The 18,059-nt window shown below is 69.7% G+C and carries 10 protein-coding genes, 1 tRNA gene and 1 rRNA gene; 11 read left to right on the top strand and 1 reads right to left on the bottom strand.

Going from position 1 to position 18,059, the window contains the following annotated elements; genetic code table 11:
- From rrf to FHS34_RS27340, 3 genes are all read left to right on the top strand, one after another.
- Positions 1-86, top strand: a 5S ribosomal RNA gene (gene rrf / locus FHS34_RS27350); the annotation flags it as partial.
- Between the two features lie 114 nt (positions 87-200).
- Positions 201-863 carry a DegT/DnrJ/EryC1/StrS family aminotransferase gene (locus FHS34_RS27345; protein WP_184970153.1) on the top strand — a complete coding sequence of 221 codons (663 nt, stop codon included), beginning with the start codon at positions 201-203 and terminating at the stop codon, positions 861-863.
- 84 nt (positions 864-947) lie between these two features.
- Positions 948-1,023, top strand: a tRNA-Thr gene (locus FHS34_RS27340).
- A 44-nt stretch (positions 1,024-1,067) separates the two neighbouring features.
- Here FHS34_RS27340 and FHS34_RS27335 read toward each other — a convergent pair.
- On the bottom strand, positions 1,068-3,827 hold the full coding sequence (locus FHS34_RS27335; protein ID WP_184970108.1) for a SpoIIE family protein phosphatase: 2,760 nt from the start codon (positions 3,825-3,827) through the stop codon (positions 1,068-1,070).
- A gap of 418 nt (positions 3,828-4,245) precedes the next feature.
- Between FHS34_RS27335 and FHS34_RS27330 the strand changes: the two genes are divergently transcribed.
- The 8 genes from FHS34_RS27330 (at position 4,246) to FHS34_RS27295 (ending at position 18,012) form a co-directional block, all read left to right on the top strand.
- Positions 4,246-9,705, top strand: a complete 5,460-nt coding sequence (locus FHS34_RS27330; protein ID WP_184970107.1) for a HAMP domain-containing protein — start codon at positions 4,246-4,248, stop codon at positions 9,703-9,705.
- Positions 9,706-9,997: 292 nt separating this feature from the next.
- On the top strand, positions 9,998-10,678 hold the full coding sequence (locus FHS34_RS27325; RefSeq protein WP_184970105.1) for a response regulator: 681 nt from the start codon (positions 9,998-10,000) through the stop codon (positions 10,676-10,678).
- A gap of 124 nt (positions 10,679-10,802) precedes the next feature.
- The gene (locus FHS34_RS27320) at positions 10,803-13,541 is read left to right on the top strand and encodes a DNA translocase FtsK (RefSeq protein WP_184970103.1); all 2,739 of its coding nucleotides are present in this window, start codon (positions 10,803-10,805) and stop codon (positions 13,539-13,541) included.
- A 277-nt stretch (positions 13,542-13,818) separates the two neighbouring features.
- Positions 13,819-14,661: a helix-turn-helix domain-containing protein gene (locus tag FHS34_RS27315; RefSeq protein ID WP_184970101.1), complete on the top strand. Its 843-nt coding sequence runs from the start codon at positions 13,819-13,821 to the stop codon at positions 14,659-14,661.
- Positions 14,662-14,758: 97 nt separating this feature from the next.
- Positions 14,759-16,231: a 30S ribosomal protein S12 methylthiotransferase RimO gene (gene rimO / locus FHS34_RS27310; protein WP_184970098.1), complete on the top strand. Its 1,473-nt coding sequence runs from the start codon at positions 14,759-14,761 to the stop codon at positions 16,229-16,231.
- A complete protein-coding gene (gene pgsA / locus FHS34_RS27305) occupies positions 16,228-16,986 on the top strand; it encodes a CDP-diacylglycerol--glycerol-3-phosphate 3-phosphatidyltransferase (protein WP_184970096.1) in 759 nt (252 codons plus the stop codon). Before rimO ends, pgsA begins: the two co-directional genes overlap by 4 nt.
- Positions 16,983-17,528: a CinA family protein gene (locus FHS34_RS27300; RefSeq protein ID WP_184970094.1), complete on the top strand. Its 546-nt coding sequence runs from the start codon at positions 16,983-16,985 to the stop codon at positions 17,526-17,528. The genes pgsA and FHS34_RS27300 overlap by 4 nt, the downstream gene beginning before the upstream one ends.
- 109 nt (positions 17,529-17,637) lie before the next feature.
- A complete protein-coding gene (locus tag FHS34_RS27295) occupies positions 17,638-18,012 on the top strand; it encodes a helix-turn-helix domain-containing protein (RefSeq protein ID WP_184970092.1) in 375 nt (124 codons plus the stop codon).
- Positions 18,013-18,059 lie beyond the last annotated feature (47 nt).

Here is an 18,059-nt window from a genome sequence, read left to right as displayed (position 1 = left end):
GTTACATTCCGAACCCGGAAGCTAAGCCTCACAGCGCCGATGGTACTGCAGGGGGGACCCTGTGGGAGAGTAGGACGCCGCCGAACAAATTTTGATAAAGGTCGGATCCTGAACTTCGGTTCAGGGTCCGACCTTTTTTTGTTGTGCGTAACGTGTCGTTCACGTTGTGAGCACAGCATCCAGGCATGGGAACTGCAGCAATGCTCAGGGCCGCCGGGGTCGGAGTGGGTGACGAGGTCGTCGTGCCGGCCTTCGGGAACGTCGAAGTCGCCGAGGCCGTGACTCTGGCCGGTGCACTCCCCGTCTTCGCCGACATAGACCCGGTCACCTACTGCCTCGCCCCGGTCGCCGTCGAGGCAGCCGTAACCTCCCGTACCGCCGCCGTCGTTGCCGTGCACCGCTTCGGACGGCGAGCCGACATCGACCGGTTGCACACGCTCGGCCAGCGGCACGGGCTGCTGGTGCTGGAGCAGGGCGAGTCCGAGGCGCCGTACGACGAGATAGCCCAGCGCAGGGAGCGGGCTGCCTATCTCGACGCCAAACTGAAGGGCGTACGCACGCCGGACGGTGGTGACGGGCACACCTATCAGCAGTACGTCGTGCGCGTGCCGGGCAACGGCCGGCCGGACCGGGACGCCTTCGCGCGCGCACTGCGTGCCAAGGGAGTTGAGTGCCGGGTGCCGGTGAAGACGCCCGTGCACCGGCTGCCGGAGTTCCGGCGGTGTGTGCCGCTGCCGCAGACCGAGCTGGCCGCCGACGAAACGCTCGCGCTGCCCGTGGACGCCGCGCTCACCAAGCGGGAGATGCAGCGCATCGTGGCCGCCTGCAATGCCCTCGGCGGCCTGCTTCAGCCCGCCTTCTGACCAGGCACCGAACGAATTTGGGAACTGGGGCCCGCTCGGGGTACAGTTTCTTTGTCGCCGGGAGGGAAACCTCGAAGACGACAGGCCCCTATAGCTCAGTCGGTAGAGCGTCTCCATGGTAAGGAGAAGGTCAACGGTTCGATTCCGTTTGGGGGCTCCAGTAAAAAGGCCCCACCCTTTCGGGTGGGGCCTTTTCGTGCTTTCTCACGCTTCCTGGTGGATCCCCGGAACCCGCATGGCCAGAATCGCCATGTCGTCGGAAGGGGCGTCCGAGGCGAAGCGCTCCACCGCCCGCATGATGCGTGCCGCGACCGCGCCCGCCGTCAGACCGGTGCACGTGGTGAGGACGTCGGCGAGGCCGTCGTCGCCCAGCATGCGCGAGCCCTCCCGGCGTTCGGTGACGCCGTCCGTCACGCAGAGCAGCACGTCACCCGGGTCGAGGGTGACCGACTCCTCGTACAGTTCCAGGTCCTCGATGACGCCCAGCAGCGGCTGCGGTTCAGCCGCGGCCGTCACCGTGCCGTCCTGGCGCAGACGCAGCGGGAGCGGATGGCCGGCGCAGACCACCTTCAGTTCCGCGCTGCCGTCCTGTTGCGGGCGCAACTCGCCGTAGAGGAGTGTCAGGAAGCGGCTGCGGTCGCCCTCGTCAAGGATCGCCGAGTTCAGACGCTCCAGCACGGCCGGGCCGCTCAGGCCCTCACGGGCCAGCAGACGCAGCGCGTGCCGGGCGAGACCGGTGACCGCCGCGGCGTTCGGGCCCGTGCCGCAGACGTCACCGATGGCGAAGCCGTACGCGTCGTCGCCGATGGGGAACACGTCGTAGAAGTCGCCGCCGACCTCGTTGCCCTCGCCGGCCGCGCGGTAGATGACCTCGACCTCGACGCCCTCGATGTACGGGGTGCCCGGCGGGAGCAGGCTGCGCTGCAGGGCCTGGCTGATGGCCGTGCGCTCCGAGTACAGGCGGGCGTTGTCCAGGGCCAGGGCGGCCCGGCGGCTCAAGTCCTCGGCGAGTTCCAGGATCTCCTGGCGGAAGTGCTCGTCGGTGGGCTTGCCGAGGGTCAGCATGCCGATGACGCGGTTCCGGGCGACGAGCGGCAGGACCACCGTCTCGCCGCCGACCGCGGCGGCCGTCGCGAGGGTCGGGCCGATGGCCGAGGTGACCTGCTGGGTGGGACCCCCGGCCAGCCCCAGGCTGCGCATCGAGGTGCGCAGGGCCGCCTGGTGGGCGATCTCCCCCGGGGCCGTCCAGACGCGGGCGCCGGGCGTCGGCACCGGGTCCGGCGGCGGGACCTTCGAGAGCAACGACTTGATGCCGTCGATGAGTTCCTCGTCCTCGTGCAGGACGTACGACAGATACGGCTCGGACGCCTGGTCGGCGATGGTGTACACCGCGCACCAGGTGGCCAGGGTCGGGACCGTCATCTGGGCCATCAGGGCCAGGGTCTGGTCCCGGTTCAGGGTGCCGGCCAGCAGGTCGGAGGCCTCGACCAGGAAGCTCAGGGAGCCGCGGCGCAGCCTTTCGAGCTCGCCGAGGCGGGCCGACTCGACGGCCAGGGCGATGCGGTCGGCGGCGAACTGCAGGCGCAGCGCCTCCTCGTTGGTGTACCGGCCGGGTGCCTCGGCCGCGACGCCGAGGGAGCCGGTGAGACGCCCCTCCACCTTCAGCGGGACCGTGACCACCGAGCGCATGCCGGTGCCGGCGAGGAGCGGTACGGCTCCGGGGACGGCGGCGAGGTCGTCGTGGACGGCGGGCATGCGGGCGGAGCCGTAGCGGCCTGGACCGGCCTCGACCGGCACGCGCGCGAAGCGCTGGCGGGCGGAGGGCAGGCCGGCCGAGGCGCGGACCTCCAGTTCCGTCTCGTCGTCCGTCGCGAGCAGCAGGAAGGCGGAGTCGCCGTCGAGCATGTCGCGGGCGCGCTCCACGGTGCGCTGGAGCAGGCCGTCGAGGTCGTCGGGGGCGGGAGAGCCGATGAACACCTCGAAGGGGTCCGTGCTCTGCCCGTCGGAGGCCTGGGTCTGGTCGGTGGCCGGGACTCGGGGCGGGGACTGCAGGACGGCGCGCTCGTGGTCGCGGACCAGGAGGCAGACCGTGGACGGTTCGCCGCCGGTGTCGCGGACTCTGAGGTGGGAGGCGTACACCCGGGCCACGCGGCCGTCGGAGCGGCGGATGCCGTAGGTGCCCTCCCAGCGGGAGAGCCGGAAGGCCTCGGCGATTCCGGTGCCGGTGCCCGGGGTGTGCGGCCAGGCCGCCAGCTCGGTGAGGGGTTTGCCGACGACGTCGGAGGCCGGGTAGCCGAACAGCTCCTCCGCGTCCTCGTTCCAGGCGCTGATGCTGCCCTTGCGGTCCACCTGGAGCACGGCGACGCGGACGCGGCCGTCGGCGAGCGGGAGCAGATCGGCGGGCAGGGCCGGGCCCGCGGTGCGGGTGCCGACCGGGCGTTCGGGCAGATTGAGCTGGAACCAGACGTTCTTGTGGGTGGGGGTGTAGTCCACTCCCCAGCGGGTGGCCAGGGCCGCGCAGAGCTGGAGGCCGCGGCCGCCCTCGCGGTCGGGACTGCCCATCGTGGCCGGGGAGCCCTGGAGGGGGACCTCGCGCTCGGGGTAGCGGTCGGAGACCTCGATGCGCACGCCGTCCTCGGTGCGCAGGCACAGCACCTCCGCGTGCGTGCCGGCGTGGACGACCGCGTTGGTCACCAGTTCGCTGGTGAGGACGACGGCGTCGTCGACGATGTCGGCGAACCCCCAGCCCTGGAGGGTGTCGCGGACGAAGGACCGGGCGGTCGCGACCGATCGCCCGACGGGCTCGAAACTGGCAGCCGCGCGCGCGGTGATCACAGAACTCCTCGGCCGGTCGTCGGCATGCAGGGCTGTCTGGCCGGCCGGCTCGCGCCGCTGCTGCGGCATCAGCTCGCCCGTCGGCTGTGGCTCCGGGGGCTGTCCCCCGGGGATCACTCCGGTGGTCATGGTGTCCGGCCGCCCCTCCGATGCCCGCTTCTACTCGTGCCACCGCCCAGACCGGTCGGACCGGTGCGGCTGGACAGCCGCATGCAAGGTTACTTACCTTCGCCGTCCGAGCGGATGCCGGTCGCGGGTGTTTACGCCCCCAGGGTGTGCGGACGATGTGCGAAGCTGCCGAACTGTTATGGCCTGGTTCGGCCGGGGTGAAACACTGGGCAGGCTTCTGATGAAGGTCGGGCCGGGTGGCGTGTGTTCCGTGAACGGCGGGCAGCAGCCCTGGCGTGGCCGGATGTCGTCTGGCAGAGATACGCAGAAGTAGCAGAAGTAACCGGTACGCGGAAGTAACCGGTATGCCGATGAGCGGCACGCCGGGCCGAAGCGGCCGAGCACAGCAGTGACGGTCTACCCCTCCGGGAGGGACACAGTGGAGTCTGGCGCGGCGACGCGAGGCACGAAGACGCGCGCGAAGGGCGGACCGTCCCTGGGCAGGAACGGTGGTACCACCGAGGTGGACTCCGCTGCCCTGCACCGGCTGCTGGCGGCGCTCGTCTCGATGCGCGACGGCAACTTCCGCAAGCGGCTGACGGTGTCCGGTGACGGCGTGATGTCCGAGATCGCGGCGGTCTTCAACGAGGTGGCCGACCGGAATCTGTACCTGACCGGTGAGCTGTCCCGGGTGCGGCGCATGGTGGGGCGTGAGGGAAAACTCACGGAGCGGCTGGAGACGGGCGCCTGCGAGGGCTCCTGGGCGACGGCCATCGACAACTCCAACGCGCTGGTGGACGATCTCGTCTGGCCCGTCTCGGAGGTCGGCCGGGTGCTCACGGCGGTCGCCGAGGGCGATCTGTCGCCGCGGATGGAGCTGCGGACGCAGGCGCCGGACGGGGGTTCGGGGCATCCGCTGCGCGGTGAGTTCCTGAAGGTCGGCCGTACCGTCAACAATCTGGTCGACCAGCTGTCGACGTTCACGGACGAGGTCACGCGCGTGGCCAGCGAGGTCGGCACCGAGGGCAAGCTCGGTGGTCAGGCCCGGGTGCGCGGGATGTCGGGTTCGTGGAAGGACCTGACCGAGTCCGTCAACACGATGGCGTACCGGTTGACCGCACAGGTGAGGGACATCGCGCTGGTGACCACGGCGGTCGCCAAGGGTGATCTGTCACGCAAGGTGACCGTTCATGTGGCCGGCGAGATGCTGGAGCTGAAGAACACCGTCAACACGATGGTGGACCAGCTGTCGTCCTTCTCCTCCGAGGTGACGCGGGTGGCCCGGGAGGTGGGCACCGAGGGCATCCTGGGCGGCCAGGCCCAGGTGCCCGGGGTGGCCGGTGTGTGGAAGGAGCTGACCGATTCCGTCAACACGATGGCGGGCAACCTGACGGCGCAGGTGCGTGGGATCTCGCAGGTCACCACCGCCGTCGCCAATGGTGACCTGTCGCAGAAGGTGACGGTCCCGGCGCGGGGCGAGGTGGCGCAGCTCGCCGAGACGATCAACCAGATGACCGAGACGCTGCGGATCTTCGCGGACGAGGTCACGCGGGTGGCGAACGAGGTCGGCGCGGAGGGGCGGCTCGGCGGGCAGGCGAACGTGCCGGGCGCGGCCGGTACGTGGAAGGACCTGACGGACTCCGTCAACACGGTGTTCCGGAACCTGACCACGCAGGTGCGGGACATCGCGGCGGTGACGACCGCGGTGGCCAGCGGTGACCTGTCGCAGAAGGTCACCGTGGACGTGGCCGGCGAGATGCTGGAGCTGAAGAACACCGTCAACGGCATGGTGGACCAGCTGTCGGCGTTCGGTGCCGAGGTCACCCGGGTCGCGCGGGAGATCGGTGTCGAGGGTGAGCTGGGCGGTCAGGCGCAGGTGCCGGGCGCGGCCGGTACGTGGAAGGACTTGACGGACTCCGTCAACACGGCGTTCCGCAACCTCACCGGGCAGGTGCGCAACATCGCCCAGGTGACGACGGCGGTGGCGAACGGTGATCTGTCGCAGAAGGTCACCGTGGACGTGTCCGGCGAGATGCTCCAGCTGAAGAACACCGTCAACACGATGGTGGACCAGCTGTCGTCGTTCGCCGACCAGGTGACGCGGATGGCGCGTGACGTGGGTACGGAGGGCCGGCTGGGCGGTCAGGCCCGGGTGGACGGCGTCTCGGGGACGTGGAAGGAGTTGACGGACTCCGTCAACTTCATGGCCGGCAACCTGACCTCGCAGGTGCGGCAGATCGCCCAGGTGACGACGGCGGTGGCGCGCGGCGACCTGTCGCAGAAGATCGACGTTGACGCGCGGGGCGAGATTCTTGAGCTGAAGAACACGATCAACACGATGGTTGATCAGCTGTCCGCCTTCGCCGACCAGGTGACCCGGGTCGCGCGCGACGTGGGTACCGAGGGGCGCCTCGGCGGGCAGGCGCAGGTGCCCGGGGTCGCCGGTGTGTGGCGGGACCTGACCGACTCGGTGAACGGCATGGCCGGCAACCTGACGGCCCAGGTGCGCAACATCGCGCAGGTCGCCACCGCGGTGGCGCGCGGTGACCTCTCCCAGAAGATCACCGTGGACGCGCGCGGGGAGATCCTGGAGCTGAAGAACACGCTGAACACGATGGTGGACCAGCTGTCGTCGTTCGCCGACCAGGTGACGCGTGTGGCGCGCGAGGTGGGCACGGAGGGCATCCTCGGTGGTCAGGCCGAGGTGCAGGGCGTCTCCGGCACCTGGAAGGACCTCACGCAGTCCGTGAACTTCATGGCGAACAACCTGACCATCCAGGTGCGCAACATCGCCGAGGTCACGACGGCGGTCGCCAAGGGCGATCTGTCGAAGAAGATCACTGTTGACGCGAAGGGCGAGATCCTTGAGCTCGTCACGACGGTCAACACGATGGTTGATCAGCTGTCCAGCTTCGCCGAGCAGGTGACCCGGGTGGCCCGTGAGGTGGGCACCGAGGGCATCCTGGGCGGCCAGGCGCACGTACCGGGTGTCACGGGCATCTGGAAGGACCTCAGCAACAACGTCAACCTGATGGCCAACAACCTGACCATGCAGGTGCGGAACATCTCGCAGGTGTCGGCGGCCGTCGCCAACGGTGACCTGACCCGGCAGGTGACGATCGAGGCGCGCGGTGAGGTGGCGCAGCTCGCCGACACGATCAACACCATGGTGAAGACGCTGAGTTCGTTCGCCGACCAGGTCACCAAGGTGGCCCGTGAGGTGGGCACGGACGGCATCCTGGGCGGCCAGGCGCACGTACCGGGTGTGGCCGGCACGTGGAAGGACCTCACCGAGTCCGTGAACGGCATGGCGTCCAACCTGACCGGTCAGGTGCGCAACATCGCCATGGTGACCACGGCCATCGCCAAGGGTGACCTGACCAAGAAGATCGACATCGACGCCCGCGGTGAGATCCTCGAGCTGAAGACGACGATCAACACGATGGTCGACCAGCTGTCCAGCTTCGCCGAGGAGGTCACGCGTGTGGCCCGCGAGGTGGGTACGGAGGGCCAGCTGGGCGGTCAGGCACGCGTGCGTGACGTCGACGGCACCTGGCGCGACCTGACCGAGTCCGTGAACGAGATGGCCGGGAACCTGACCCGCCAGGTGCGTGCCATCGCGCGCGTGGCGACCGCGGTGACCCGTGGCGACCTGAACCTGAAGATCGACGTCGATGCGTCCGGCGAGATCCAGGAGCTGCAGGACTACATCAACAAGATGATCGCGAACCTGCGCGACACCACGATCGCCAACAAGGAGCAGGACTGGCTCAAGGGCAATCTGGCCCGTATCTCCGCGCTCATGCAGGGCCGGCGGGACCTGGAGGACGTCGCCTCGCTGATCATGAGCGAGCTGACGCCGGTGGTGTCCGCCCAGCACGGGGCGTTCTTCCTGGCGATGCCGCTGATGGAGGGCAAGGGCATCGGCAACGGGGAGGACGACTACGAGCTGCGGATGCTGGGCTCGTACGGCTACTCGATGGGCTCCATGCCGGCGTCGTTCCGGCCCGGTGAGGCGCTGATCGGCACGGCCGCCGAGGAGAAGCGCACGGTCCTGGTGGACAACGCGCCCAGCGGCTATCTGAAGATCTCCTCCGGGCTCGGCGAGGCGCCGCCCGCACAGGTGATCGTGCTGCCGGTGCTGTTCGAGGGCAAGGTGCTCGGTGTGATCGAGCTGGCTTCCTTCACGCCGTTCACGCAGATCCAGAGGGACTTCCTCAACCAGATCGCCGAGATGATCGCGACGAGCGTCAACACCATCTCGGTCAACACCAAGACCGAACAGCTGCTCAAGCAGTCGCAGGAGCTGACCGAGCAGCTGCGGGAGCGGTCGGCCGAGCTGGAGAACCGGCAGAAGGCGCTGCAGGCCTCCAACGCCGAACTGGAGGAGAAGGCCGAGCTGCTGGCCCGGCAGAACCGCGACATCGAGGTGAAGAACACCGAGATCGAGGAGGCCCGGCAGGTCCTGGAGGAGCGTGCCGAGCAGCTCGCGGTGTCGATGCGCTACAAGAGCGAGTTCCTCGCGAACATGTCGCACGAGCTGCGCACGCCGCTCAACTCGCTGCTGATCCTGGCGAAGCTGCTCGCGGACAACGCCGAGGGCAACCTGTCGCCGAAGCAGGTGGAGTTCGCCGAGACCATTCACGGGGCCGGCTCCGACCTGCTCCAGCTGATCAACGACATCCTCGACCTGTCGAAGGTCGAGGCGGGCAAGATGGACGTCTCACCGACTCGTATCGCGCTCGTCCAGCTCGTGGACTACGTGGAGGCCACCTTCCGGCCGCTGACCGCGGAGAAGGGCCTGGACCTGTCCGTGCGGGTGTCCCCGGAGCTGCCCGCGACCCTGCACACCGACGAGCAGCGGCTGCTGCAGGTGCTGCGCAACCTGCTGTCCAACGCCGTGAAGTTCACCGACTCCGGGTCGGTGGAGCTGGTGATCCGGCCGGCCGGCGCGAATGTGCCGCAGCGGATCCGGGAACAGCTGCTGGAGACCGGTTCGCTCACCGACCCGGACGGCGAGCTGATCGCGTTCTCGGTGACGGACACCGGCATCGGGATCGCGGCCAGCAAGATGCGGGTCATCTTCGAGGCGTTCAAGCAGGCGGACGGCACGACCAGCCGCAAGTACGGCGGTACCGGCCTCGGTCTGTCGATCTCGCGGGAGATCGCGCAGCTGCTGGGCGGTGAGATCCAGGCGCAGAGCGAGCCGGGCCGTGGCTCGACGTTCACGCTCTACCTGCCGCTGCACCCGAGCGAACTGCCGCCGCAGGGCTACCAGCAGTCGGTGCCCGCCCTGGAGGCCGGCGACCTGGTCGCCTCCGAGGCGGCGCTGTCCTCGGAGCTGTCCGAGGTGGAGATCGAGACGCCGGCCGAGGTGAAGTCGTACCGGGAGACGCAGAACGGTCCCGCCGCGCTCTTCCGCCGCCGGCGGCGCAGCCTGCCGGCGGAGGTGCACCGGCCCGAGCGGTGGTCGGTCGCCCCCGAGCAGGAGCAGGCGCCGCAGCAGGGCCGCGCGGTGCGGTTCGGCGGTGAGAAGGTGCTGATCGTCGACGACGACATCCGCAATGTGTTCGCACTCACCAGCGTCCTGGAGCAGCACGGGCTTTCGGTGCTGTACGCCGAGAACGGCCGCGAGGGCATCGAGGTGCTGGAGCAGCACGACGATGTGGCGGTGGTCCTGATGGACATCATGATGCCCGAGATGGACGGGTACGCGACGACCACGGCGATCCGTCGGATGCCGCAGTTCGCGGGGCTGCCGATCATCGCGCTCACCGCGAAGGCGATGAAGGGTGACCGGGAGAAGGCGATCGAGTCGGGTGCTTCCGACTATGTCACCAAGCCGGTCGATCCCGATCACCTTCTGTCGGTGATGAGCCATTGGATGACCGCGGAGTGATCGGGACCGGTGTGGTGCCGGTCGTGGCCGGGCAGGACGTGAACGCCGGGGGAACCTCCGGTGTGCGTCGGGAGTTGCTGGATGATGAAGACCGGGAACTCGTAGGAATCCCGGATTCCGGGAACCATCCGGGGTCCTGCCACGTTTCTCTTCTGTGCACAGTGACATCGCGGTGACAGGGTGTGGCGACAGGCGGGGTGCGGCTACGATGACCGGCACAAGGACGGGCGGCGAAAGGGAGTCGTCCCCTGGGGCGGCGCCCGGTGTACCGCCGGGGCGAGGAGGGCGGGCCATGGTGCAGAAGGCCAAGATCCTCCTGGTCGATGACCGGCCGGAGAATCTGCTGGCGCTGGAGGCCATCCTCTCTGCGCTCGATCAGACGCTGGTGCGGGCATCGAGCGGGGAGGAAGCGCTCAAAGCACTGCTCACGGACGATTTCGCGGTCATTCTGCTGGACGTCCAGATGCCGGGCATGGACGGGTTCGAGACCGCCGCGCACATCAAGCGGCGCGAGCGGACCCGGGACATCCCGATCATCTTCCTCACCGCGATCAACCACGGCCCCCACCACACCTTCCGGGGCTACGCGGCGGGCGCGGTGGACTACATCTCCAAGCCGTTCGACCCGTGGGTGCTGCGGGCGAAGGTCTCGGTGTTCGTCGAGCTGTACATGAAGAACTGCCAGCTGCGTGAGCAGGCGGCACTGCTGCGGCTGCAGTTGGAGGGCGGCGGCAAGGGCGGAGCCGCCGGCAAGGAGTCGGCCGGGCTGCTCGCCGAGCTGTCCGCGCGGCTCGCGGCCGTCGAGGAGCAGGCCGAGGCGCTGTCCAAGCAGCTGGACGACGACTCCGCGGACGCGGCGGCGGTGGCCACGGCGGCCCATCTGGAGCGCAAACTCACCGGATTGCGCCGTGCGCTCGACGCCCTGGAGCCGGGCGCTGGTGGCGGCGCCGCCTCGGTGCCGGCGCCGAACTGACGTAGCCGCGGGGCGCGGTTGCGGATGAGTGTGCGTCAGTTCCGGTCCTCGGCAGGCACGACACGAACGGGTGAAGCCGTGGGCACGCGTGTCCACTGTCGTCTCCCCCGGTAACCTCACACCCATGGCCTCACGTCCCTCCGCAGCCAAGAAGCAGCCCGCCAAGAAGGCGGCGGCTCCCGCGAAGGCTCCGGCGAAGAAGGCCGCCGCGAAGAAGGCCCCGGCCAAGAAGGCGCCCGCCAGAAAGGCCGCGGCGAAGAAGTCCGCGCCGCCGAAGCCGGCACCCAGCCCCACCGGGGGCGTGTACCGGCTCGTGCGCGCCCTCTGGCTCGGCCTCGCGCACGCCGTCGGCGCCGTCTTCCGCGGCATAGGGCAGGGCGCGAAGAACCTCGACCCCGCCCACCGCAAGGACGGCGTCGCGCTGCTGCTGTTCGGCATCGCGCTGATCGTCGCCGCGGGCACCTGGGCGGATCTGCGGGGGCCCGTCGGTGACCTGGTGGAGATCCTGGTCACCGGCGCCTTCGGCCGGCTCGACCTGCTGGTGCCGATACTGCTCGCGGTGATCGCCGTACGGTTCGTGCGGCACCCGGAGAAGCCGGAGGCCAACGGACGGATCGTGATCGGCCTGTCCGCGCTCGTCGTCGGCGTGCTCGGCCAGGTCCACATCGCCTGCGGCGCGCCCGCGCGCAGCGACGGCATGCAGGGCATAAGAGACGCCGGCGGTCTCATCGGCTGGGCGGCGGCCACCCCGCTGACGTACACCATGACCGCGGTCCTCGCCGTACCTCTGCTGGTACTGCTGACGATCTTCGGTCTGCTCGTGGTGACCGCCACCCCGGTCAACGCCATCCCGCAGCGGCTGCGGAAACTCGGCGTCCACCTGGGCGTGCTGCACGACCACGAGGCCGACCGGTTCGACGGCGACCCCGAGTACTACGACGAGCCGTGGCGCGAGGCCACGCCCGCCCGCCCGCGCAGGCGCTCCGGCGCCCCGCAGGCGTACGACCACGACAGCGCGGAGGAGGAGGCCCTCTCGCAGCGTCGCGGGCGCCCCAGGCGCTCCGCGGTGCCCCAGCCGGATCCGCAGCGCCAGATGGACGCCGTGGACGTCGCCGCGGCGGCCGCCGCCGCGCTCGACGGCGCCGTGATGCACGGCATGCCGCCGTCCCCGCTGGTCGCCGACCTCACGCAAGGGGTCGGGGCGGGCGAGCGGGAGGACACCACCCCGGTGCCCTCGCCGGCCCCCGAGCGCCCACCGGTCCCGGCGCCGGCGGCCCGCCCCAAGCAGGAGAGGCTCTCGTCCGGGCCCGTCCCCGACCTGACCAAGAAGGCCCCCGAGGAGCCCCGCGACCTGCCCGCGCGCGCGGAACAACTCCAGCTCTCCGGGGACATCACCTACGCCCTGCCGTCCCTGGACCTGCTCACGCGCGGCGGCCCCGGCAAGGCGCGCAGTGCCGCCAACGACGCGGTCGTCGCCTCGCTCACCCAGGTCTTCACCGAGTTCAAGGTCGACGCGGCCGTCACCGGCTTCACCCGCGGCCCGACGGTCACCCGCTACGAGGTAGAGCTCGGTCCCGCCGTGAAGGTCGAGCGGATCACCGCGCTGACCAAGAACATCGCCTACGCCGTCGCCAGCCCGGACGTGCGGATCATCAGCCCCATCCCCGGCAAGTCCGCGGTCGGCATCGAGATCCCGAACACCGACCGGGAGATGGTCAACCTCGGCGACGTGCTGCGCCTCGCGGAGTCCGCCGAGGACGACGACCCGATGCTGGTCGCCTTCGGCAAGGACGTCGAGGGCGGGTACGTCATGCACTCGCTCGCGAAGATGCCGCACATGCTGGTCGCCGGTGCGACGGGCTCCGGCAAGTCCTCCTGCATCAACTGTCTGATCACCTCGGTGATGATGCGGGCGACCCCGGAGGACGTCCGGATGATCCTCGTCGACCCCAAGCGGGTCGAGCTGACCGCCTACGAGGGCATCCCGCACCTGATCACGCCGATCATCACCAACCCCAAGCGGGCCGCCGAGGCGCTGCAGTGGGTGGTCCGCGAGATGGACCTGCGCTACGACGACCTCGCCGCGTACGGCTACCGGCACATCGACGACTTCAACCGTGCCGTGCGCGAGGGCAAGGTCAAGCCGCCGGAGGGCAGCGAGCGGGAGCTGCAGCCCTACCCCTACCTGCTGGTGATCGTCGACGAGCTCGCCGACCTGATGATGGTCGCCCCGCGGGACGTCGAGGACGCGATCGTGCGCATCACGCAGCTCGCGCGCGCGGCCGGCATCCACCTGGTGCTCGCCACCCAGCGCCCGTCGGTCGACGTGGTCACCGGTCTGATCAAGGCCAACGTGCCCTCCCGGCTGGCCTTCGCCACCTCCTCGCTGGCGGACTCCCGGGTCATCCTCGACCAGCCCGGCGCCGAGAAGCTGATCGGCAAGGGCGACGGCCTCTTTCTCCCGATGGGCGCGAACAAGCCGACCCGTATGCAGGGCGCGTTCGTGACCGAGGAGGAGGTCGCGGTCGTCGTCCAGCACTGCAAGGACCAGATGGCGCCCGTCTTCCGGGACGACGTCACCGTGGGCACCAAGCAGAAGAAGGAGATCGACGAGGACATCGGCGACGACCTCGACCTGCTGTGCCAGGCGGCCGAGCTGGTCGTCTCCACCCAGTTCGGTTCGACGTCCATGCTCCAGCGCAAGCTGCGCGTCGGCTTCGCCAAGGCCGGGCGGCTCATGGACCTCATGGAGTCCCGCAACATCGTGGGGCCGAGCGAGGGCTCCAAGGCCCGTGACGTTCTTGTGAAGGCTGATGAGCTGGACGGCGTGCTCGCGGTGATTCGTGGGGAGTCTGAGGGGTGACGCACACGGCCGTCCGGCGGAGCCGTTACGCCGGGTGGCCGCACCGTCGTGACACACCCGTTAGAGAGCGTCGGGCAACCGTTTCCCTTTGTCGTACGTCCAGTTGAGCGAAAGGACAGGTAAGGGTCCCACCCTGGGGTACCTGCTTGTCCGACCATCGGCATGTCAGGCCATACCCATGGCGTAGAAAGTCATACCGTCCGGTTGCCCCACCCTTTCGTCACCCCCCTAGACTGAGCTTCCAGCACAGGTGGCTACACGCTCGAAAGGCGCCCCCGTGTCCATCGGCAACTCCCCTGAAGACGAGCGTCCGTTCCGAGACGAGTCCCAGGAAGCCCGACCCTCCGTCGGTCGCGTCCTTCAGCAGGCGCGGATCGCGGCCGGGCTCACCGTGGACGACGTCAGCAGTGCCACTCGTGTCCGTATCGCCATCGTGCACGCCATCGAGGCGGACGACTTCGCCCCCTGCGGCGGCGACGTCTACGCCCGTGGGCACATCCGCACCCTGGCCAGGGCCGTCCACCTCGATCCCGAGCCGCTGATCACCCAGTACGACACCGAGCACGGTGGCCGTCCCGCGCCCACTCCTGCCGCACCTCTGTTCGAGGCGGAGCGGATCCGGCCCGAGCGTCGTGGCCCGAACTGGACCGCGGCGATGGTGGCCGCGATCGTCGTCGTGATCGGATTCGTCGGATTCACCGCGTTCAAGGGCGGGGACAGCTCCGGCGACTCCAAGTCGCAGGTCGCCGAGGGCACCACGCCCACCGTCGGCAAGTCCGCCTCGCCCACGCCGAAGAAGGACAAGTCGGTCGTGCCGACCGGCGAGCCCTCCGACAGCGCCATCGCCGCCGCACCCCAGGACAAGGTGACCGTCCAGGTCAGCGCGCCCAACGGACGCAGCTGGATCTCGGCCAAGGACCACAACGGCCGGATGCTCTTCGACGGGCTGCTGAAGAAGGGCCAGTCCAAAACCTTCCAGGACAGCGCGAAGATCAACCTGATCCTCGGCGACGCGGGCGCGATCGAGCTGTACGTCAACGGCAAGAAGATCGAGGACACCTTCCGGCCCGGCGCGGTGGAGCGCCTCACCTACACCAAGGGCGACCCCGTGGCCGGCTGACGGGCCACACCCGGCGGACCGGGATGTGACGGAGTCGGCCACAATCGGCCAACCCCGTCGACGTGGGCTGTCAGCGAGACAAAGTAGTCTTGAGCCCATGCCTGAACGCCGTACCGTCGCACTCGTCACTCTCGGCTGCGCTCGTAACGAGGTGGATTCCGAGGAGCTCGCAGGCCGTTTGGAGGCGGACGGCTGGCAGCTCGTCGAGGACGCCGCGGACGCCGACGTCGCCGTGGTCAACACCTGTGGCTTCGTGGAGGCCGCGAAGAAGGACTCCGTCGACGCCCTCCTGGAGGCCAACGACCTCAAGGATCATGGCAGAACCCAGGCCGTCGTGGCGGTGGGCTGCATGGCCGAGCGGTACGGCAAGGAGCTGGCGGAGGCGCTGCCCGAGGCCGACGGCGTGCTCGGCTTCGACGACTACGCGGACATCTCCGACCGCCTGCAGACCATCCTGTCCGGCGGCATCCACGCCGCCCACACCCCTCGTGACCGCCGCAAGCTGCTGCCGATCAGCCCGGCCGAGCGGCAGGAGACGGCCGCCTCGGTCGCGCTGCCCGGCCACGGCCCGGTTGACCTCCCCGAGGGCGTCGCGCCCGCCTCCGGCCCGCGCGCGCCCCTGCGCCGCCGGCTGGACGGCTCCCCGGTCGCCTCGGTCAAGCTGGCCTCGGGCTGCGACCGGCGCTGCTCCTTCTGCGCCATCCCCTCCTTCCGCGGCTCCTTCATCTCCCGCCGCCCCAGCGACGTTCTCAACGAGACCCGCTGGCTGGCCGAGCAGGGCGTGCGGGAGGTCATGCTCGTCTCCGAGAACAACACCTCCTACGGCAAGGACCTCGGCGACATCCGCCTGCTGGAGTCCCTGCTGCCGGAGCTGGCCGAGGTCGACGGCATCGAGCGGGTGCGGGTGAGCTACCTGCAGCCGGCCGAGATGCGCCCCGGCCTCATCGACGTACTGACCTCGACGCCCAAGGTCGTCCCGTACTTCGACCTGTCCTTCCAGCACTCCGCCCCCGGCGTGCTGCGCGCCATGCGCCGCTTCGGTGACACCGACCGGTTCCTGGAACTGCTCGACACCATCCGGAGCAAGGCCCCCGAGGCCGGGGTCCGCTCCAACTTCATCGTCGGCTTCCCCGGCGAGACCGAGTCCGACCTGGCCGAACTGGAGCGCTTCCTGAACGGCGCCCGGCTCGACGCCATCGGCGTCTTCGGCTACTCCGACGAGGAGGGCACGGAAGCGGCGACGTACGACGACAAGCTGGACGAGGACGTCGTCGCCGAGCGCCTGGCCCACATCTCCCGGCTGGCCGAGGAACTCGTCTCGCAGCGCGCGGAGGAGCGCATGGGCGAGACCGTGCGGGTCCTGGTGGAGTCCGTGGACGAGGAGGAAGGCGTCTGCGGCCGCGCGGCCCACCAGGCGCCGGAGACCGATGGCCAGGTGCGGCTCACGAGCGGCGAGGGCCTGAGCGTCGGACGTATGGTCGAGGCGAAGGTGGTCGGCACGGAAGGCGTCGACCTGGTGGCCGAGCCGCTGACCGGCTCGCTCGCGTGTAGTGAGGAGGCGGGCAGATGACCGGAGTCCCGGCATCCGCCGCGGGCGGCTCCTCCGGCGCGCAGGGCGCCCGGAGCTCCGCCGCCGCTTCCGACGGCGCCCGGTCCGAGGTCTCCGGTTCTGCGTCGGGCCCCGAGAGCGCCGGCAGGGCACCGCGCGGCGCCAAGATCGCGGCCGCGGCCGTCAACCAGGCAAGCGTCTGGAACGTAGCCAATCTGCTGACGATGCTCCGGCTGCTCCTGGTGCCCGGCTTCGTCGCGCTGATGCTGGCGGACGGCGGGTACGACCCGGCCTGGCGCTCGCTGGCCTGGGCGGCCTTCGCCGTCGCCATGATCACCGACCTGTTCGACGGGCATCTGGCGCGCACCTACAACCTGGTCACCGACTTCGGGAAGATCGCCGACCCCATCGCCGACAAGGCGATCATGGGGGCGGCGCTCGTCTGTCTGTCGGGCCTGGGCGATCTGCCGTGGTGGGTGACGGCCGTGATCCTCGGCCGGGAACTCGGCATCACCCTGTTGCGTTTCCTGGTCATCCGCTACGGCGTGATCCCCGCCAGCCGGGGCGGCAAGCTGAAGACGCTCACCCAGGGCGTGGCCGTCGGGATGTACGTCCTGGCACTGACGGGATGGCTGGCCACCCTGAGGTTCTGGGTGATGGCCGCGGCGGTCGTCCTCACGGTCGCGACGGGCCTCGACTACGTAAGACAAGCCATTGTGCTGCGCCGGCGGGGAATCGCCGAGCGCGCTGCGGCGTTGGAGGAGAAGGAAGCGTGAATTCCGTGGCCACCGAACTGGTGCGACTACTGACCGTGAGGGGCGAGACCCTCGCCGTCGCCGAGTCGCTCACCGGTGGCCTGGTAGCGGCGGAGATCACCGGGGTACCCGGAGCGTCCCGGGTGTTCCGGGGCTCGGTCACCGCCTACGCCACCGAGCTGAAGCACGAGCTGCTGGGTGTCGACGCCACCCTGCTGGCCCAGCGCGGAGCGGTGGATCCGCAGGTCGCGGGCCAGATGGCAGCCGGAGTCCGCAAGGCCCTGGGTGCCGACTGGGGCATCGCGACCACCGGGGTCGCCGGCCCCGATCCCCAGGACGGCCAGCCCGTCGGGACGGTCTACGTGGCCGTGGACGGCCCCCTCACCGCCCGGGCAGGTTCTGCCGGTGGCGGAAAAGTCGAGGCTCTGCGGTTGAACGGCAGCCGTGCGGAAATTCGTATGGAGAGTGTACGGAGCGTACTCGCAGTGCTCCTTCAGCAGCTTGCGGGCGAACAGACCGGGAATGAGCGGGCACAGGATACGGAACGGAACGGGGGGTTTTGATGTTTGCAGCCCTGAGTGAACACGACATCGCTCCCCGCACGGCCGCGGCGCGAGGCGGTACGGTGGGGCGAGAAGGATGCGGCTACGCGGTCCGAGGAGGGAGCCACCGATGATTCTGCTCCGTCGCCTGCTGGGTGACGTGCTGCGTCGGCAGCGCCAACGCCAGGGCCGTACTCTGCGCGAAGTCTCCTCGTCCGCCCGAGTCTCACTCGGCTATCTCTCCGAGGTGGAGCGGGGGCAGAAGGAGGCTTCCTCCGAGCTGCTCTCCGCCATCTGCGACGCGCTGGACGTACGGATGTCGGAACTCATGCGAGAGGTGAGCGACGAGCTGGCGCTCGCCGAACTGGCCCAGTCCGCCGCGGCCACCGAGCCCGTACCCACGCCGGTCCGACCGATGCTGGGTGCCGTGTCGGTGGCGGGAGTGCCTCCGGAACGGGTGACCATCAAGGCGCCCGCGGAGGCCGTGGACGTGGTCGCCGCGTGAGGTTCGCGCGAGCGGCCTGACGACCCCAGACGAATGAGGCCCCGGCC

It is taken from the genome of Streptomyces echinatus, assembly GCF_014203595.1.
Lineage (GTDB): Bacteria > Actinomycetota > Actinomycetes > Streptomycetales > Streptomycetaceae > Streptomyces > Streptomyces echinatus.
The sequence above is the reverse complement of the archived record's forward strand: the minus strand, read 5'-3'. Positions and strand labels throughout refer to the sequence as shown.